A 17994-nucleotide genomic window follows, 5' to 3' on the forward strand; every position below is an offset into this window, starting at 1 on the left:
CGGGCGCGTTCGACTTTTCCGGAACGTCGCATTATTCGGCCTTATTAAAGCAATTTGCTAAATTAAATACCTGAATTGGTCAAGGGTGTAAATTGACATTTGCCAATCGGACTGCAAATTTGGGCGAGCAAAGAGCCTTGCCGCCTTGATCGGACGCGGATAGGGTCTTGACGTTTCAACCAGACTGATAGGCTTCTTGATAGGTTCAACCCTCAGAGGCAAGAATGCTGGACGCATAAGCAAATTTGCTCCTGATCGGGGCATCGGGGATGGAATGGCCGGCAAGGGAAGCAATTCGGTTCAGGTACGCCACTATAATGAGCGCGTCGTACTTGAATCGATCCGGAAGTTGACCGAAGCGTCGAAAGCCGACGTCGCGCGTTATGCAAACCTGACGCCCGCCGCAATCGCAATGATAATCGATGCCTTGGAATCCTCCGGATTCATAAAGCAGATTGGTAAAAGATTTGGCCAGCGGGGCCAGCCTTCCATCATGTACCGGCTGGTCCCGGAAAGAGCCTATTCGATCGGCATAAGGATTGGCCGCCGCGCTCTCGATGCGGTACTGGTCGATTTTGCCGGGGCAATTCAAGCGCAGGAGTCGCATGAATATGCATTTCCCGAGCCGGATCATGTAAGGCGCTCCGGCAACAACGCCATCAAGGCTTTCAAGGATTGGCTCGGGAAGGATCTACAGTCTCGTCTCGTCGGAATCGGAATTGCTGCGCCGTATTTTCTCGGAGGATGGGGCGAGGAGCTCGGCTTTCCTCCTGAGCTCAGCAGCAAGTGGGAAGAAGTGGACCTGCCGGCGCTCTTTGCCAATGACGACGACATTCCGGTCTACATCGAGAACGACGGCTCGGCCGCGGCACTCGCCGAACTCGTCGGCGGCAACGGCGCCCGCTTCGATGATTTCATGCATATTTCGATCGATACATTGATTGGCGGAGGTCTCGTCCAGAACGGGCAGCTTCAGACGGGCCCCAACGGCAATACGGCAGCGCTGGGGCCATTTCCGGTTTCGCGGTCGAACCTGGCTTCTGTGAAAGCGCCGCCCGGACCATTCGATATTCTTCTGCACAGGGCCTCCGTCTATGTGCTGGTCGATCATCTTCGCGCCAGTGGCGTGGAGGTGTTTCGTGTCCGGGAACTCGACCCGCCATCCCCGGGGTCGAGGGAGCCCATTGCCCAATGGCAGGCAGATTGCGCGGACGCGATTGCACAAGCCATCGTCGGGATAATTTCGATTGTCGATATCGAGGCAGTGATCATTGACAGCATCCTGCCAAGAATCATTCTCCAGGATCTGGTCGCTGGCATTCAGTCGCGATTGTGCGAGGTCGTTCCGGTCGGTTTGCTGGTTCCGGAAATCATTGTCGGATCTGTCGGCCGGCTGGGATCGGCCATAGGCGGAGCGATGCTGCCTATCTATGCGCGGTTCGCGCCCGACAGCAGCGTGCTGGTCAAGAAAAGCCAGCTGCGCAAACCGCTGTTGGTTGGATCGAGAACAATGAACGCTGCTGAAATTGGCCGTATCGCGGCAAGCAAGTGATCCAGACGCATCTTGCGAGTGTCGTCTCCAGGGAAAAACGTCGCGATCTGACAGAATCTGCGATCGGAAGTAGGATTCCTTGGCCGCCTGTGCTAACCGGCTGGCAAATCCGCTCAACCTTCCATACTGCTGAGGACGAACTCCCATGGCCGTCGCCGCAAAATCATTTCCCGCTCCGAACCTTCATCCAGTCCGGCGGGCACTTCTTTCCGTTTCAGACAAGACCGGCCTGACGGCACTCGCCCACGCTCTCCACCGCCACGGTATTGAAATACTCTCCACCGGTGGCACTTCCAAGGCGATCGCTGCCGAAGGCATTCCAGTGCGCGACGTCTCCGACATCACGGGATTTCCGGAGATCATGGATGGCCGCGTCAAGACCCTGCATCCCAAGGTGCATGGCGGTTTGCTTGCCGTTCGCGACGACCCTGAACATGTCGAAGCCATGAAGGCGCACGATATCGGCGCCATCGATCTCGTCGTCATCAATCTCTATCCCTTCGAAGAGGTTCGCCATTCCGGCGCTGACTACGCCAATATCGTTGAGAATATCGACATTGGCGGCCCGGCCATGATCCGCGCTGCGGCCAAGAACCATGCCTATGTCGGCGTCCTCACCGATACCGGCGATTATGACATGGTCATCGCCATGCTCGACAAGCACGAGGGCGCGCTGCCCTATTCCTTCCGCCAGAGCCTCGCTGCGAAAGCCTATGCCCGCACCGCCACCTATGATGCAGCGATTTCGGGCTGGTTCGCTGAAGCCCTGATGACCGAGACTCCGTCGCGCCGTGCCATTGGCGGTCACCTGCATTCGGTCATGCGCTATGGCGAAAACCCGCATCAGTCGGCGGGCTTCTATCTGACCGGCGAAAAGCGTCCGGGCGTCGCCACCGCCACCCAGCTGCAGGGCAAGCAGCTGTCCTACAACAACATCAACGATACGGATGCCGCCTTCGAACTCGTTGCCGAATTCGATCCGGCGCGCACGTCGGCTGTCGCCATCATCAAGCATGCCAATCCCTGCGGCGTTGCCGAAGGCGCGAGCCTGAAGGACGCGTATCTCAAGGCGCTCGCCTGCGATCCGGTTTCGGCCTTTGGCGGCATTGTAGCGCTGAACAAGACGGTCGATGCAGATGCGGCCGAAGAGATCGTCAAGACCTTCACCGAAGTCATCATCGCGCCCGACGCCACACCGGAAGCCCAGGCCATCGTCGCGGCGAAGAAGAACCTGCGCCTGCTCGTAACCGGGGGGCTGCCCGATCCGCGCGCCGGTGGCATCAGCGCCAAGACCGTTGCTGGCGGCATTCTCGTGCAGTCGCGCGACAGCGGCGTGGTTGACGATCTGGACCTCAAGGTCGTCACAAAACGCGCGCCGACAGCGGCGGAGATGTCCGATCTCAAGCTCGCTTTTCGCATCGCCAAGCACGTCAAATCCAATGCGATCGTCTACGTCAAGGACGGCGCCGCCGTCGGTATCGGCGCCGGCCAGATGAGCCGGGTCGACAGCGCCCGCATCGCCGCGCGCAAGGCGGAGGACGCTGCTGAAGCTGCTGGCAATTCGGCACCGTTGACCACGGGCTCCGTTGTCGCCTCGGACGCATTCTTCCCGTTTGCCGATGGCTTGCTGTCAGCCGTAGCAGCCGGCGCAACGGCAGTCATTCAGCCGGGCGGTTCGATGCGCGATGATGAAGTGGTCGCGGCCGCCGACGAACATGGAATTGCCATGGTCTTCACCGGCATGCGCCACTTCAGGCATTGATCCTGGCGGCCGGATAGGGTGTCCTCACGAGGATCGCCAGCCCGGCCAGCAGGAACAGGATGATCACCGCCATGCCAAGGCGCGGTGAGCCGCTCAGTGCTGTCACCGTCGCCACCAGAAACGGCGCGAGGAAGCTCGTTGCCCTGCCCGACAGCGCGTAGATGCCGAAATAGCGGCCTGCCTCGTCAGCAGTAACACTGCGTGCCATGTAGGACCGCGACGAAGCCTGCACCGGGCCAAAAGCCATGCCGATCAGGAGGCCGAAACCGATATAGGCTTTTTCCGCCGGAGTCCCGAACAGGCCGCCGCTGTCTGCCCCCGGCAGTTGCAACAGGCCGAATAGCGTGTAGCCAGGACCTGTCGAGACGATGCCGATTGTCGCGATAGTCAAGAGCACCAGCGAAACCGCCACCACGATCTTGGATCCGAGCATGGTGTCCAGCTTGCTGGCAGCGATGCAGCCGGCGATGGCAACCACGTTGAGGATGATGCCGAAAATGCCGATCTCCGCCGTCGCCCAGCCGAACATCGTCGCGGCAAAGGCGCCGCCCAGCGCAATCAGCGCATTCACCCCGTCCTGATAGATCATGCGCCCGAACAGAAACCGGAAAATGCCCGGCCGCTGCCGCACTTCGCCAAGGGTGGATCGAAGTTGCGCCAACCCCACACCCACGGCTTTGCCCACCCGCAGACTGCTCGAACCATCCGCAGTAAAGAAGAACATCGGCAGGATGAAGACGAAATACCAAAGCGCCGCCAGGGGCGCTGTGGCGCGATCGCCTTCGCCGGAAGCTGGATCGAGCCCGAAGATCGGGCTCAGTCCAAGCATGGTCTTGCCGGTCACCGGCGAAGCCGCCATGAACGCCACGACAAAGATCAGCACGATCATGCCGCCGAGATAGCCAAGGCCCCAGGCCATGTTCGAGATGCGGCCGATATCCTTCGGCGCGACCAGCCGCGGCATCATCGAATCGTTGAAAACGATGGAGAACTCAGCCGCGATCGACGCCAGCGAAAAGAAAACCAGCGGCATGATCAGGCCGGAACCAGGGGCCGCAAACCACAGCATGAGCAGCGAAAGGATCTTGATGACAGCGAAGAAGCCGATCCACGGTTTTCGCCGTCCTGTCTGGTCGGCAATCGATCCGAGCACCGGCGAAAGGACAGCGATGAACAAGCCGGAGATGGCAATGCCATAGCCCCAGGCCGCCTGCCCCATGGCCGGATCGCTCGCCACGCGCGAGACGAAATATGGCCCGAAGATGAACGTCGTGACAACGGTGAAAAATGGCTGCGCCGCCCAGTCGAAGAGCATCCAACCCCAGATGCCCCGTCTCGACGCTACAGCCATTCCCTATCCCTTACCAATCGTGCCCAACCCGCCTACGACAGATCGGAAAGCAATCCTGCGGCGACTGCAAGCCGGGAGACTGTCAGATCGCCCGTTTCCACAATATTCGCCATGCGCTGCCTAACTTCGTCGACGCGTGCACCCTGACCTGAGAGCCAGTCTTTTGCCGGATCGGTCTGCTTGCCATACTTGTTGAGCGCTGCCACGGCAATACCGCGCCGTGCCTGCGAGATCAGATCGGTGGCCCGCGCCAGCGCCAGCCCATCATAGTAGTCGGCAACGGAGACGCCCCGCGCCGCGTCCTCGATACGCCCGATACGGAAGGCTTCGGAAATATCGAAATAGGCCTTGCCGGCGCTGGCAATGTCGATATTGGCCTGCTGCGCCACCGCGGCGATGTCGGGGATGATCGGCGCGATTTCGAGACGGGCCAGCTGCGCGGCAAGCGCCGCAGGCGCGCCAAGAGCGGCGTTGCTGGCCGTATCCTCACGGATCAGCGCGGTCATCGATAGCGGCAACAGCTTGTCGAGACGCGGCTGCAGCGCACTGCGCGCTTGCCTGATCTCCTGGATTGCCGCCTGCAGCCCGGCAGCTTTTGTCCCGTTGCGCAGCACCCAGGCGGTTGTCCAGTTCAGCATCCGTGCCACCTTGGCGTAGAAGCCGTTCTGGGTTTCCCCCGGTATCGCATTGTCCAGCGCGTCGATCCCGGCGAACACCTTGTCCAGTTCGAAGCCATCCCGCACGATCAGATAGGCGCGGACGATTTCCGGACCGGGCTGACCGGTCAGGTCCGCAAGACGGCTGACGAATGTCGGGCCGCCACGGTTGATCACGTCATTGGCCAGTTGCGTCGCGATGATTTCCCGGCGCAGGCGGTGCGTGCGGATTTCCTCGCTGAAGCCCGCCTTCATCTGGCTGGGGAAATAGTCGATGAGTTCCTGTTCGAGATAGGGATCATCCGGCAGATCGCTCGCCAACAACTGGTCGGAAAGCACGATTTTGGCATAGGCGAGAAGCACGCCGAGCTCGGCACGGGTTAACGGAATGCCGTCAACCTGCCGCTCCGCCAGCACCTTGTCGTCGGGCAAGGTTTCCACCTTGCGGTTGAGAAGCTTCTTTGTTTCCAGGTCGCTGATGAAGCGCGCCTGATACGCGAGATCGGCAATGCCGCGCCGCTGCGCCAGAGACAGGGCAAGCGTCTGCAGATAATTGTTGCGCAGCACAAGATCGCTGACCTCGCCGGTCATCGATTCCAGCACCTTGTCGCGCTTGGCGCGCTGCAGCTTTCCGGCCCGCATGGCTTGCGCCAGCGCGATCTTGATATTGACTTCAACGTCGGACGTGTTGACGCCGGCCGAATTGTCGATCGCGTCGGAATTGCAACGTCCACCGAGCAGACCGAACTCGATACGGGCCTTTTGCGTCACACCGAGATTGGCGCCTTCGCCGATGACCTTTGCCCGCACATCGCTGCCGGTGATGCGGATGGAATCATTGGCGCGGTCACCAACGTCCGCGTCGCTTTCCAAAGTCGAGCGGACATAGGTGCCGATGCCGCCGAACCACAGCAGATCCACGGGCGCTTTCAGGATCGCCGTCATGATCTCGAACGGGGTTGCCGTGGTCTTGGCAAGGCCGATGACCTTCGCTGCTTCCTTGGACAAGGTGATCGACTTCTGCGACCGCGAGAACACGCCGCCGCCCGCTGAAATCTTCGATTTGTCATAGTCCTGCCAGCTGGATCGCGGCAAGTCGAACAGCCGCTGGCGTTCTTTCAGGCTCGCCTTCACGTCCGGTTCCGGGTCGATGAATATATCGCGGTGGTCGAATGCAGCGACCAGCTTTGTCTGTGGCGACAACAGCATGCCATTACCGAACACGTCGCCCGACATGTCGCCGACACCGGCGACAGTGAATGGCGTCTTCTGGATGTCCGTGCCGATTTCGCGGAAATGGCGCTTGACCGCTTCCCAGGCGCCACGTGCGGTGATGCCCATCTTCTTGTGGTCATAACCCGCCGAACCACCGGAAGCAAAAGCATCGTCGAGCCAGAAATCATGCGCCTGGCTGATGGCATTGGCCGTATCGGAGAATGTTGCCGTTCCCTTGTCGGCTGCGACAACAAAATAGGGGTCGTCGCCATCGAGCCGGACGAGATCGGCCGGCGGTACTACCTTCTCACCCTGCAGATTGTCGGTTACCGACAGCAAAGTCGAAATGAAGGTGATATAGGCGGCGCGGCCGGCTTCGAAAATCGCATTGCGGTCGCCGCCACTGGGCAGGCGCTTCGGATAAAACCCGCCTTTCGCGCCGACAGGAACGATGACGGCATTCTTCACCTGCTGCGCCTTGACGAGGCCCAGAACTTCGGTGCGGTAATCCTGAGCTCGGTCGGACCAGCGCAGGCCGCCACGGGCAACAGGTCCGAAGCGCAAATGGACGCCCTCGACCTCTGGCCCATAGACAAAGATTTCGCGGTAGGGCCGCGGCTCCGGCAAGGCGTCCAGCAATCGCGGGTCGAGCTTGAACGCCAGTGTCACGCGCTCAGCACCATCTTCTTCAGGCGAGAAGGCGTTGGTGCGCAGCGTCGACTCTATGAGATTGAGGAAGCGCCGCAGGATGCGGTCGTCATCGAGACTGGGGACACCCTGAAGCGCTGTCTCGATTGCCGCCCTGATCGTGGTCTGCTTGCGCTGTGATTGGGCAGAATTGGCCTTGGCCGGGTTGAGCCCCTGTTCGAACAGATCGAATATCTGTTTGGCAATTGCCGGATAGCGGTTGAGCGTTGCTGCAATGAAGTCCTGCGAATAGGGAATACCCGCTTGCTGCAGGTAGCGGCCATAGGCACGCAGGATGATGATTTGCCGCGCCGTCAATTGCCCGGTAAGCGCGAGCGCGTTGTATCCGTCATTGTCCGATGCACCGCTCCAGATGTTGCGGAATACATCCTCGAACAGATCGCCGTTGTCGGCGAGGTCGATCGATCCGCCGGAGGCGCTGACCAGCTCCATGTCATGCACATAAAGCGGGCTGCCATCGGCAGCGGGCAGTGCGAACGTCTGCTCGCTGATGACACGAAAACCCATATTCTCCAGGAGCGGTACGCGCTGCGACAGCGCAACAGCCGAGCCGTAGTGATAGATCTTGAGGGAAGCTGCGTTCGGCCCGTCGGTGCGGTGCCGGTAGAAATCGACGAACAGCGGATTGTTGCGGGACAGGCCGGCAATGCGGCTCGCATCGACCAGCGCTTCATCCGGCGAAAAATTCTCACGGTAGGAGTCGGGGAAGGCCGCGGCCAGCGGCGTGAACTCCGAGGTTCCGGTGCGGTCGCCGACTTCAGCCACAGCGTCTTCCCAAGTCCGGACGATCGAGCGAACAGCTTCTTCCAGCGTCTCCCGCTTGACCTTGGGGAATTCGTCCTCGGCATGACCGATGATGAAATGGACGCGGGCAAGATTGCCTTCTGGAAATGCCGGATAGTAAGCCGAAACATGCCCCTCATAGACGCCGGCGAGATACGAGCCGACCTTTTCGCGCACGACGGAATCGTAACGTTCGCGCGGGACAAAGACGATGATCGAAGCGAAGCGGCCGAACGGATCGATGCGCGGCAGAACGCGCACACGCGGGCGCTCGCCCAGCGCCAAAATGATCTCGGCGTTGCGAGTCAGCGCCTTGACGTCGATCTGGAACAGATCGTCGCGCGGATAGCTCTCGAGTACCTTGATCAGCTGCTTGCCCGAATGATCTTCGCGGTTGAAGCCAAGCCGGCTGATCACCGCCTCGGTCTTCGATCGCAGATACGGGATCTTGAGCACCGAGCGTGTATAGGCGCCGGAGGTGAACAGGCCGACGAACCGCAATTCGCCTGTAACCTTGCCCTCTTGATCGAACGTCTTCACGCCGATGTAATCCATATAACCACGGCGGTGCACCAGCGATTTCGTATTGGCCTTGGTGACGATAAGCGGTTCCGGGCCGGTCAGAAATGCGATGATCTGCGGTGTTGTCGTTACGCCCTGGTTACCGCGCTTGAGAACCCGCACATCGGGATCGCTCAGGATGCCGAGCCCCCGCTTGCCGGAACGCTCCAACTCGCCCTGACTGGCGTCACCCTGATAGTCGTATTCTCGAACCCCGAGGAAGGTGAAGTTGTTGTCGCGCAGCCATTCGAGAAATTCCACAGCTTCCTCAGCTGCAGCTTTCTTCATCGGCGTTTTGCCGGCCCTGTAAGCCTCTATGGCGTCAGTCAGGCGCGCCACCATGGCCGCGCGATCATTGACGGCTTCGCGCACCTGCTTGAGCACGGTGGTTAGCGCGGCAAGCATGATCTCGCGTGAAGGCGCATCGAGTGCCGGAACATGGATCTGCATCACCGAGACACGGGCCACGCCCTCGCCGGGTTTCTCGGGACCGGCGCCGCCGATAACGCTTCCGCTCTTTTTATCCACGTCCATGACCGGATGCAGCACCAGGTAAACCGAACTCACCCGCTCGCTAATTTCGCCGAGAACGGAATCCAGCAAAAATGGCATGTTGTCGTTGATCAGCGTAATGACCGTGATCGGCCTGCCGTCACGATAGACAAGATTGCTCTCGGAGAGATCGATCAACGGCTTGCCGGATTTGAAACGGGCCAAGGCATCCTGCGCAAGCTTGGCCGAAGTGCCAAGCGCGCCGGCATCATAAACGGCCAGGTCTTCTTCGGGCGCACGGGCAAACAGCAGTTCCTGGAAGAGGCCTGTTCCGGCCTTTTTCTCTTTTGCAGCTTTCGGCGGTTTTGACTTCGTGGCGGCTTTTACGTCCGATTTTGTCTTGGAAGCCATTAAATATTCCCCCTCGGTTCCCTAATTGGACCGATCATAGCTATTCGGAAGGCATTTTCGACTACAAACTGCATGTTCAGGGTGAAAATGATGTGACACGCAATAAACTTACAATTCGACCAGATGATCATCCAGTTCATTGATGTCGTCGGGCCCGGCCGGGAAATGTTCTTCCAGCAGCAAAGCCGCTTTTTCGATCGCCATGAGAAACCCCGCCGTCAAATCATCCCGGCCCGCATGTTCCGTCAGAATCGCAACAATGTTGTTCCATTCATCCTGATGGACTTTCGCGTTGATGCCGGCATCCGCTACCACCTCGGCATAACGTTCCGCCAACGACACGAAGAGCAGGATACCGGTGCGCTCGCTTGTCAGGTGCACATTGCGCGCCAGAAACTGCTGGATCGCATTCAGATGCGCGCGCCGGTATAGGATGCGCTTGGGAACGAGCCATAATGTGACGCTCGGAACCAGCCACAGCAACAGCACCGCCGTCAGGAACGCCGCAAGGATCGCCAGACCGAAGACAGGCAGCGGCACCGTATACCAATACCAGTGCGCCGCCACCGCGACGAATACGGCGGCAAGCAGGATGCCACAGGCGACAGTGAAACCGGCCACGTAGAAATAGCTGTCGCTGCGCCGCGCCAGAACTGCATAGATCTCGCCGCTGGTACGGCTTTCCGCCCGACGGATGGCCTCGGCGATGCTCTTGTGATCCGCTTCATTCATCAGTCGCATGATCTACCAGCTCCCCGATGCACCGCCGCCGCCAGACGACCCGCCGCCACCCGAAAAACCGCCGCCACCACCGCCCGAAGACCAGCCGCCACCTCCGGACCATCCGCCACCGTTCCGGCGGCGCGGACGATTGTCGACATGCATCCCGAGCCATTCATACTGCCCGGGCCCAATCTTGCGTCCGAAGACAGGCGCCAGAACAGCCATCGCGAAGCCGCCAAAAAAGATCGTTACCCATATTGCGATGAAAATGACCATGAACCAATCAATGTCGGAGGATTGCTCCTGAACATTGCGTTTCGCGCGGGCTTCAAGTTCGGCCGCGTCACCCGAAAGCACGGTCAGGATGCCATCAACACCTTTCGAAATGCCGCCGGAATAGTCACCGGAACGGAAACCCGGAATGATGGCGTTTTCGATGATGAGCTTTGACAGAAGATCCGTCAGCGTACCTTCGAGACCGTAGCCCACCTCGATGCGGACCTTGCGGTCATTCGGCGCCACGACCAGCAGAACACCATTGTTCTCCTGTTTCTGCCCAAGCGCCCAAGCGCGGTAGAGCCTGTTGGAATAGGGCTCGATTTCCTCTCCTTCGAGGCTCGGCACCGTTACCACCACCACCTGGTCGGAGGCTTTCGCCTCGAAAGCCGCCAGTTTCCGGGTAATTTGCTCCCTGGTCGCCGCATCGATGACGTTCGCACCATCGACGACCCGCCCGGTCAGCGCGGGCAGTTCGGCGGTGAAGGCGCTGGCCATCAACAGGATGAGCAGCACGGAAACAAGCAGCAGGCGCCCGGCAAGCCATTTGGACGATCGCTCGCAAACGGTCATGACCGCGATTTGACCCGGTATGGGCATCTGGAAAGCCTAGAATTTCACCTGAGGCGTCTGCTTGGCCGAATCCTCGATGTTGAAGGTCTGGTATGGTTCATTCCCGGTAAACCAGATCCACTTCCAGATCATGGTCGGCATGGTCCTGAGCGAGGTATTATACACACGCACGGCTTCGATATAGTCGCGGCGGGACACGGCGATGCGGTTTTCCGTCCCCTCCAGCTGCGACTGCAGGGCCAGGAAGTTCTGGTTGGATTTCAGATCCGGGTAGTTTTCAACGATCGCCATCAGCCGCGAGAGAGCACCCGTCAACTGTGCCTGGTTCTCCTGAAAAACCTTCATCGCATTGGGGTCTGTCAGCGTCTCCGGAGTCACCTGCACCGAGGTTGCCTTGGCGCGCGCCTCGACGACCGAGGTCAGGACATCTTTTTCCTGCGCAGCATAACCTTTGACAGTTTCAACGAGATTGGGAATGAGGTCGGCACGGCGCTGATATTGGTTCAGCACTTCGCTCCAGGCAGCCTTTGCCCGCTCTTCATTGGTCGGAATAGTATTGAACCCGCAGGCGGAAAGCAGGGGCACAAGGAGTGCGAGAGCAAGAACGGAAAGCGCGCGGCGCGGCGCCGTCAAACGAGTCACATGGTGCATCGGAATCCTCTCCCCAAGTTCAGATTCAAGCGGCCGGACGGCCTTCGAAACGAAGCAGTACGAACCTAGCGATTTTTTTCTGCAAAAGGAACTGGCAAAGCGCTATGGTGATTTGCTCTGCAACCCCATGGAATTGTCATGCCTGAACAGGACAACAAGCGCGAGTCCGGCACCGAATCCAGGCGCATTCTGGACCGCGTGAACCACGAAACCGCGTCCGGGGGCCTGTCCGTTATCGAGCGTACCAAGGGCCATTTTTCCGCCGAGGATGCCGATGCTGCCGATCCCATCGAGATTTGGGGCACGCGCATCGGCCGGTTCCTGGGATTGCTTGTGCTGATCGCCATGTTTATCTGGTTCCTGAGTTCCTTTTTCGGCATGGCTTAAGCTCCTCTCCCCCTCCTGCATGAGTATTTTCAATGCCCAGTCCCGCTGCTGTCTCCGCCAATGCCGTTATCGTCATTTCCAGCCACGTCGTCCGTGGCTCGGTCGGCAATCGCGCCGCCGTTTTCGCGCTTGAAACCCTTGGCCATCCGGTTTGGGCGGTGCCGACTGTCATTCTTCCCTGGCACCCTGGTCACGGGCCCGCGAAGCGCATCGTGCCGGAGGTGCAGCAGTTCGACGATCTCATTGCTGATCTGGAGCGCGCGCCGTGGCTTGGCGAGGTCAGCGGCGTCATCACCGGCTATCTCGGCAATGCGGCGCAGGCCGCTGCGGTCGCTCGTCTGGTCAAGACGGTAAAGGCCCGGAATAAGGATGTCCTCTACCTCTGCGATCCGGTGATCGGCGATGAGAAGGGACTCTATGTTCCCGAAGCTACAGCCATCGGCATTCGCGATCAGCTCATGCCGCTTGCCGATATTGCGACACCCAATCGCTTCGAGCTCGCCTGGCTGGCCGGCGCCGAGCTTCCCGATAACAAGGCGATCATGCAGGCGGCCCTGCATGCGGGCCCGGGCACCATGCTTGTCACCTCTGCGCATCCAATGCTTGCCGGCGGTACAGGCAATCTGCTCGTCACCCACTCGCTGGCTCTTCTCGCCGAACACCGCCTCGTTACGGGCCCGACCAATGGCCTTGGCGATTTGACCTCTGCTCTTTTCCTGGCCCGCATGCTTGCCGGCCTCGATCTTGAACAGGTGCTGCAGCGAACCACCGCATCAGTCTTTGAGATCATGGCGCGTTCCGCCAAGCGCGGCGCCGACGAACTGATGCTGGAGGCAGACGCATCCAGCCTGTCGACACCCATGGCGATGACGCAGATGCGCCGTCTCGTTCATCCAAGCAAGGGCGTGCGGGCATGAATACCCTGAGACAAAGGATCAATTGAAATTCATGAAAATCAGGATTAAGCAAAAGCCATGACCTTGCTCCCTGAGAAACTCCTCACCGGCTATCGCAACTTCATGGCGCATCGCTATGCCAACGAGACGATGCGCTACAAGCAGCTCGCCGATCAGGGCCAGACGCCCGAAACATTGGTCGTCGCCTGCTGCGACTCCCGCTCGGCGCCCGAGATCATCTTCGATACCGCGCCCGGTGAGATCTTCGTCGTCCGCAACGTCGCCAATCTCGTGCCGCCCTATGCACCCGATGGCGAGTATCATGCGACGTCCGCCGCGCTCGAATTCGCCGTGCAGAGCCTCAAGGTCAAGAATATCGTCGTCCTCGGGCATGGCCGCTGCGGCGGTATCAAGGCAGCACTCGCCCCCGAGAGCCAGCCGCTCTCCCCAGGTGATTTCATCGGCAAGTGGATGAGCCTTGTCGCACCTGCCGCGGAGGCGGTTTCCGCCAATGAGCTCATGACACCGTTCGAGCGGCAGACGGCACTCGAGCGGATTTCCATCCGCTATTCTTTGAAGAACCTGCGCAGTTTTCCTTGCATCGATGTCCTTGAAAAGAAGGGCCGCCTCAGCCTGCATGGCGCCTGGTTCGACATTTCGACGGGCGAACTCTGGATCATGAATCCCGAAACCGGTGATTTCCTGCGTCCTGACCCTGAAGCGGCCGGCGCCGCCGCCCTGGAATAGGAGAGATCAGAATGACGCGGTTGACACTCACGATCGCCGTCATTCTTTCATTGATGCTTCCTGCAGTGGCGGACGAGGCCCATCAGGCGCTCGTGGCGCGCTGGTATTCCGGCCTCGCGACCGCTGACCGCACGACGTTCAACGACATTCTGGCCGATGACGCGAAAGTCATCCTTGAAGACATCGATGCGATCCAGACCAAGGATGAATTCCTCGGGAGTCTCGATGAATGGAAGAATGCGGTGCGTGGCGCTACGGTCCGGCACCGAATCGCCAGCACGGAAAACGGTACGATCACCGTTTTCGTTTGCTACCAATTCCCCGGCAACACCACCTATATGCGTGAGATTTTCAATTTCCGCGGCGCGAAGATCATAGAGAGCGCGCAGAGCTCCGTCGGAGTGGCGTGCGAGGGCTTTTGACAAGCAAAAAGCCGGCGCGACGCACCGGCTCTTTGGCATTCAGGCGCAGCTTGATTATTCGCCGTCGATTTGCGCGCCGATGATGGCGATGGCCTGCTGATAGACACTGGCAGCATTCCAGCCCTGGATCGCACCGAAATTGGGTTGTCCGGGCTGGTAGCCTGCGCCAGCCTGCCAGCCATGGCCGCGCAGGAAGTTCGCCGTCGATGCCAATGCGTCTGCCTTGGAGCGAACCATGTCGATGCGGCCATTGCCGTCGCCATCTGCACCATATTTCAGGACATTCACCGGGAGGAATTGCGTCTGGCCGATCTCGCCATGCATCGCACCCTTGGCGTCAGGCGCAAGCGTCCCATTGTCGATCAACTGCAGGGCAGCATTGAGCTGATCGCGGAAATATTCTGGGCGGCGGCAATCATAGGCAAGTGTCGCTACTGCCGAGAGCGTGTGCTGATTGCCCATAAAGCTGCCGAAGCCGGTTTCCATGCCCCAGATTGCAATCAGCGGGCCCGCCGGAACGCCGTAGCGTCTTTCAATGCTGGCAAAAAGCGCCGCATTCTTGGCCTTCTGTGATTTGCCCCGCGAAATGATCGTCTGACCGCCGCGCACCTGCATGAACTTGTCGAGTGAGTATTTGAAGCTCTTCTGGTTGCGATCGGCGTTGATGGTTTTCGTCGCATAGTTGACGTTGCTCAACGCCCCGATAGCTCTGTTGCCAATACCTTGCGCCTGTGCCTGCTGCTCGTATTGCTGGATCCATTCCGAAAATCCTGCGGAACTTTTGCCACATCCGGCGGCGGCTTGCGCCGCGCCAGCCGTTACGAGAAGCGCGGACACTGTGGCCGCAAAAAATCTGCCTTTGGCAACAAATGCCATGGAAATCTCCTTGAAAGTTGAATCGCTCGTGGTCCTATCTGCCATTTTTCTACAACCCTGTCATCTGGCAGAATTGCCCATCTATTGGACAAAAGTCGCCTCCCCTCGCGTAAGTTTACGGCCATTTCATGAATTATGGAATGAGTACCAGCCTATACCGCTGGCTAACGTATTGAAAGAAATACAATCTGTGGTTGAAACGACGTTCTTTGGGTTGGTATTGACCTCTAGGCTTTGGCTTGATGATTAGGGTCAGGACCATATCCATGACGCGTTGCGCAAGCTGACGAGCCGGAAAAGGCGCGCCTGAACCTGCCGCACCTTGACTCTACGCGCCACTTGCTGTTTAAGCCGCGCATCAATCCGCGACGAGTTCTGAACTCCGAGCAGCCGACCGGGACCCCGAAAGGGTTCGAACGATCCCGGAGGTCAACACCCGACAGCGCGATGCGCCCTCGGGTGTCATTTTGCTTTGAGCTTCTGGCTTTGGCGCGATTGGAAACTTATCTTTCGGGGAATGTCCCCGAAGATATCAAGGAAAACTGGATGTTTGAGAGCTTACAGGAACGACTAGGTTCGATTTTGAACGGCCTGACCGGTCGCGGCGCGCTGTCGGATGCCGACGTCGCAGCCGCGCTGCGCGAGGTTCGCCGCGCCCTCCTCGAAGCCGACGTTGCGCTTGATGTCGTCCGCTCCTTCACCGACAAGGTTCGCGCCAAGGCGGTCGGCGCCGAGGTCCTCAAGAGCATCAAGCCCGGCCAGATGGTCGTCAAGATCGTCCACGACGAACTTGTCAGCATGCTCGGCGAAGAAGGTGTTTCCATTGACCTCAATGCGCCTGCCCCCGTCGTCATCATGATGGTCGGCCTGCAGGGCTCGGGCAAGACCACCACGACCGGCAAGATCGGCAAGCGCCTGACCGAGCGGTCGAAGAAGAAGGTGCTGCTTGCGTCGCTCGATACGCGCCGCCCCGCCGCCCAGGAGCAGTTGCGCCAGCTCGGCGTACAGACCGGCGTCGACACGCTGCCGATCATTGCCGGCCAGACACCGGTCGAGATCGCCGCCCGCGCCGTACAGGCCGCCAAGCTTGGCGGCCATGATGTTGTTATTCTCGACACCGCCGGCCGCACGCATATCGACGAGCCGCTGATGGTCGAAATGGCCGACATCAGGAAAAAGGCAAACCCGCATGAAATCCTGCTCGTCGCCGACGCCCTGACCGGCCAGGACGCTGTCAATCTTGCACGTTCGTTCGATGATCGCGTCGGCATCACCGGTCTGGTGCTGACCCGCATGGACGGCGATGGCCGCGGCGGTGCTGCTCTTTCGATGCGCGCCGTCACCGGCAAGCCGATCAAGCTGATCGCCACCGGCGAAAAGATGGATGCGTTGGAGGAGTTCTATCCTCGCCGTATCGCCGATCGTATTCTGGGCATGGGCGACATCGTTTCGCTGGTTGAGAAGGCTGCCGAGAACATCGACGCGGAAAAAGCCGCCGCGATGGCCAAAAAGATGCAGTCCGGCAAGTTTGATCTCAACGATCTGGCCGATCAGATCGGCCAGATGCAGAAGCTTGGCGGCATGGGCGGCATCATGGGCATGATGCCCGGCATGGGCAAGATGAAGGATCAGATGGCCGCTGCCGGCCTCGACGATTCCATCTTCAAGCGCCAGCTCGCGATTATCTCGTCGATGACTGCGGCCGAGCGCGGCAATCCCGACATTCTCAAGCATTCGCGCAAGCAGCGCATCGCCAAGGGTTCCGGCACCAATGCCGCCGACATCAACAAGCTTCTGAAAATGCACCGCCAGATGGCGGACATGATGAAAGCGATGGGCGGCAAGGGCAAAGGCGGCATGATGAAACAGATGATGGGCGGCCTCGGCGCCAAGATGGGTCTTGGCGGCATGGGTGGTCCGGGCGGTTTTGGCGGCGGCATGCCGGACCTGTCCAGGATGGACCCGAAGCAGCTCGAAGCCCTGCAGAAACAGGCGGAAGCCGCGGGCTTTGGCAAGGGCGGCGGCCTGCCCGGCGGTCTCGGTGGTCTGGGCGGCGGTGGCATGCCCCGGTTGCCCGGCCTGGGCGGCGGCCTTCCCGGCCTTCCTAAGAAGAAAGGATAATCATGTCCTCATCGTCCCTCCCGAAGGAACTCATCGAACTGCGTGCCTCGATCGACAATATCGATGCGGCGCTGATCCATATGCTCGCGGAGCGTTTCCGCTGCACCAAGGAAGTGGGTCTGCTGAAAGCGCAGAACGGCCTCGCGCCCGCCGATCCAGCGCGAGAAAAACTTCAGGTCGAACGTCTGCGCTCCCTTGCCCAGTCGTCCGGCCTCGACCCCGATTTTGCCGAGAAGTTCCTGAACTTCATCGTCAAGGAAGTGATCAGGCATCACGAAACAACAGCCGCCAAAGAAAACGGCGCGTAACTCAACCAGGAGAATACAATGTCACTGAAAATCCGTCTGGCCCGCGCAGGGTCGAAGAAGCGCCCTTACTACCACGTTGTGATTGCTGACGTCCGCGCACCGCGCGATGGCCGTTTCATCGAGAACGTCGGTTCTTGGAACCCCATGCTTCCCAAGGATGGCGACCGCGTCAAGCTCGATGCAGAGCGCATCAACTACTGGATTGGTCACGGCGCGCAGCCGACGGATCGCGTCCTGCGTTTCCTCGATCAGGCCGGAATCGCCAAGCGCGACACCCGCAGCAATCCTGAAAAGGCTGTTCCGGGCAAGAAGGCACAGGAGCGCGTTGCTCTGGCCAAGCAGGCTGAAGAAGATGCAAAGGCAAAGGTCATTGCTGAAGCCGAAGCCGCCAAAGCCGCCGCTGAAGCTGCCAAGGCCGCTGCGGAAGCGCCTGCTGAGGAACCAGCTGCCAGCGAATAAGCTGAACTTCATTATGCACGTGAATGCGAAACGGGTGGCTCTGCCGCCCGTTTTCGTTTGTGTA

15 protein-coding genes are annotated in these 17994 nt (G+C 59.7%); 9 read left to right on the forward strand and 6 right to left on the reverse strand.

The features are described from left to right. Positions 1–274 precede the first annotated feature (274 nt). A complete protein-coding gene (locus tag CU103_RS00970) occupies positions 275–1552 on the forward strand; it encodes an ROK family transcriptional regulator (RefSeq protein ID WP_106662050.1) in 1278 nt (425 codons plus the stop codon). Positions 1553–1697: 145 nt separating this feature from the next. Further along, positions 1698–3314 (forward strand): bifunctional phosphoribosylaminoimidazolecarboxamide formyltransferase/IMP cyclohydrolase, encoded by a 1617-nt coding sequence (purH, locus tag CU103_RS00975; protein WP_106662051.1) that lies wholly within the window; start codon positions 1698–1700, stop codon positions 3312–3314. Here the strand turns inward: purH and CU103_RS00980 are convergent. From CU103_RS00980 to CU103_RS01000, 5 genes are all read right to left on the reverse strand, one after another. After that, the gene (locus CU103_RS00980; protein ID WP_106662052.1) at positions 3304–4665 is read right to left on the reverse strand and encodes an MFS transporter; all 1362 of its coding nucleotides are present in this window, start codon (positions 4663–4665) and stop codon (positions 3304–3306) included. The two genes, purH and CU103_RS00980, sit on opposite strands and share 11 nt — an antisense overlap. Positions 4666–4697: 32 nt before the next feature. Next, positions 4698–9491, reverse strand: a complete 4794-nt coding sequence (locus CU103_RS00985) for an NAD-glutamate dehydrogenase (RefSeq protein WP_106662053.1) — start codon at positions 9489–9491, stop codon at positions 4698–4700. Positions 9492–9599: 108 nt separating this feature from the next. After that, on the reverse strand, positions 9600–10232 hold the full coding sequence (locus tag CU103_RS00990; RefSeq protein WP_106662054.1) for a TPM domain-containing protein: 633 nt from the start codon (positions 10230–10232) through the stop codon (positions 9600–9602). A gap of 3 nt (positions 10233–10235) precedes the next feature. After that, entirely contained in the window at positions 10236–10988 is a 753-nt protein-coding gene (locus tag CU103_RS00995; protein WP_245448568.1) for a TPM domain-containing protein, read from the reverse strand. Between the two features lie 111 nt (positions 10989–11099). Further along, positions 11100–11714 carry a LemA family protein gene (locus CU103_RS01000; protein ID WP_106662055.1) on the reverse strand — a complete coding sequence of 205 codons (615 nt, stop codon included), beginning with the start codon at positions 11712–11714 and terminating at the stop codon, positions 11100–11102. A gap of 138 nt (positions 11715–11852) precedes the next feature. On the opposite strand from CU103_RS01000, the gene CU103_RS01005 reads away from it, so the two are divergent. Genes CU103_RS01005 through CU103_RS01020 form a run of 4 tightly spaced genes read left to right on the forward strand, consistent with a single transcriptional unit; the run spans position 11853 to position 14166 of the window. Next, entirely contained in the window at positions 11853–12101 is a 249-nt protein-coding gene (locus CU103_RS01005; RefSeq protein ID WP_106662056.1) for a hypothetical protein, read from the forward strand. 32 nt (positions 12102–12133) lie between these two features. Then, positions 12134–13018, forward strand: a complete 885-nt coding sequence (gene pdxY, locus CU103_RS01010; protein ID WP_106662057.1) for a pyridoxal kinase PdxY — start codon at positions 12134–12136, stop codon at positions 13016–13018. A 57-nt stretch (positions 13019–13075) separates the two neighbouring features. Continuing rightward, positions 13076–13744 (forward strand): carbonic anhydrase, encoded by a 669-nt coding sequence (locus tag CU103_RS01015; protein ID WP_106662058.1) that lies wholly within the window; start codon positions 13076–13078, stop codon positions 13742–13744. 11 nt (positions 13745–13755) lie between these two features. Beyond that, positions 13756–14166 (forward strand): hypothetical protein, encoded by a 411-nt coding sequence (locus CU103_RS01020; RefSeq protein ID WP_106662059.1) that lies wholly within the window; start codon positions 13756–13758, stop codon positions 14164–14166. A gap of 54 nt (positions 14167–14220) precedes the next feature. Here the strand turns inward: CU103_RS01020 and CU103_RS01025 are convergent, their stop codons facing one another. After that, on the reverse strand, positions 14221–15042 hold the full coding sequence (locus CU103_RS01025; RefSeq protein WP_106662060.1) for a lytic murein transglycosylase: 822 nt from the start codon (positions 15040–15042) through the stop codon (positions 14221–14223). 546 nt (positions 15043–15588) lie between these two features. On the opposite strand from CU103_RS01025, the gene ffh reads away from it, so the two are divergent. From ffh to rpsP, 3 genes are read left to right on the forward strand one after another with little or no spacing between them, the layout of a single operon-like run. Next, complete coding sequence (ffh, locus tag CU103_RS01030; protein WP_106662061.1) at positions 15589–17163, forward strand: signal recognition particle protein; 1575 nt, start codon at positions 15589–15591, stop codon at positions 17161–17163. A gap of 2 nt (positions 17164–17165) precedes the next feature. Further along, entirely contained in the window at positions 17166–17471 is a 306-nt protein-coding gene (locus CU103_RS01035; protein WP_106662062.1) for a chorismate mutase, read from the forward strand. Positions 17472–17489: 18 nt separating this feature from the next. Beyond that, positions 17490–17930 (forward strand): 30S ribosomal protein S16, encoded by a 441-nt coding sequence (gene rpsP / locus CU103_RS01040; protein WP_106662063.1) that lies wholly within the window; start codon positions 17490–17492, stop codon positions 17928–17930. Positions 17931–17994: the final 64 nt, after the last annotated feature.

Origin of the sequence: Phyllobacterium sophorae, assembly GCF_003010965.1 — a bacterium.
GTDB lineage: Bacteria > Pseudomonadota > Alphaproteobacteria > Rhizobiales > Rhizobiaceae > Phyllobacterium > Phyllobacterium sophorae.

Bases quoted from the DNA above. Each gene is read 5' to 3' on its own strand.
- CU103_RS01025 (WP_106662060.1), bottom strand. From the start codon at position 15,042: ATGGCATTTGTTGCCAAAGGCAGATTTTTTGCGGCCACAGTGTCCGCG.
- purH (WP_106662051.1), top strand. From the start codon at position 1,698: ATGGCCGTCGCCGCAAAATCATTTCCCGCTCCGAACCTTCATCCAGTC.
- CU103_RS01035 (WP_106662062.1), top strand. From the start codon at position 17,166: ATGTCCTCATCGTCCCTCCCGAAGGAACTCATCGAACTGCGTGCCTCG.
- CU103_RS01020 (WP_106662059.1), top strand. From the start codon at position 13,756: ATGACGCGGTTGACACTCACGATCGCCGTCATTCTTTCATTGATGCTT.
- CU103_RS00990 (WP_106662054.1), bottom strand. From the start codon at position 10,232: ATGCGACTGATGAATGAAGCGGATCACAAGAGCATCGCCGAGGCCATC.
- rpsP (WP_106662063.1), top strand. From the start codon at position 17,490: ATGTCACTGAAAATCCGTCTGGCCCGCGCAGGGTCGAAGAAGCGCCCT.
- CU103_RS00970 (WP_106662050.1), top strand. From the start codon at position 275: ATGGCCGGCAAGGGAAGCAATTCGGTTCAGGTACGCCACTATAATGAG.
- pdxY (WP_106662057.1), top strand. From the start codon at position 12,134: ATGCCCAGTCCCGCTGCTGTCTCCGCCAATGCCGTTATCGTCATTTCC.
- ffh (WP_106662061.1), top strand. From the start codon at position 15,589: ATGTTTGAGAGCTTACAGGAACGACTAGGTTCGATTTTGAACGGCCTG.
- CU103_RS00995 (WP_245448568.1), bottom strand. From the start codon at position 10,988: ATGGCCAGCGCCTTCACCGCCGAACTGCCCGCGCTGACCGGGCGGGTC.
- CU103_RS00980 (WP_106662052.1), bottom strand. From the start codon at position 4,665: ATGGCTGTAGCGTCGAGACGGGGCATCTGGGGTTGGATGCTCTTCGAC.
- CU103_RS00985 (WP_106662053.1), bottom strand. From the start codon at position 9,491: ATGGCTTCCAAGACAAAATCGGACGTAAAAGCCGCCACGAAGTCAAAA.
- CU103_RS01000 (WP_106662055.1), bottom strand. From the start codon at position 11,714: ATGCACCATGTGACTCGTTTGACGGCGCCGCGCCGCGCGCTTTCCGTT.
- CU103_RS01015 (WP_106662058.1), top strand. From the start codon at position 13,076: ATGACCTTGCTCCCTGAGAAACTCCTCACCGGCTATCGCAACTTCATG.
- CU103_RS01005 (WP_106662056.1), top strand. From the start codon at position 11,853: ATGCCTGAACAGGACAACAAGCGCGAGTCCGGCACCGAATCCAGGCGC.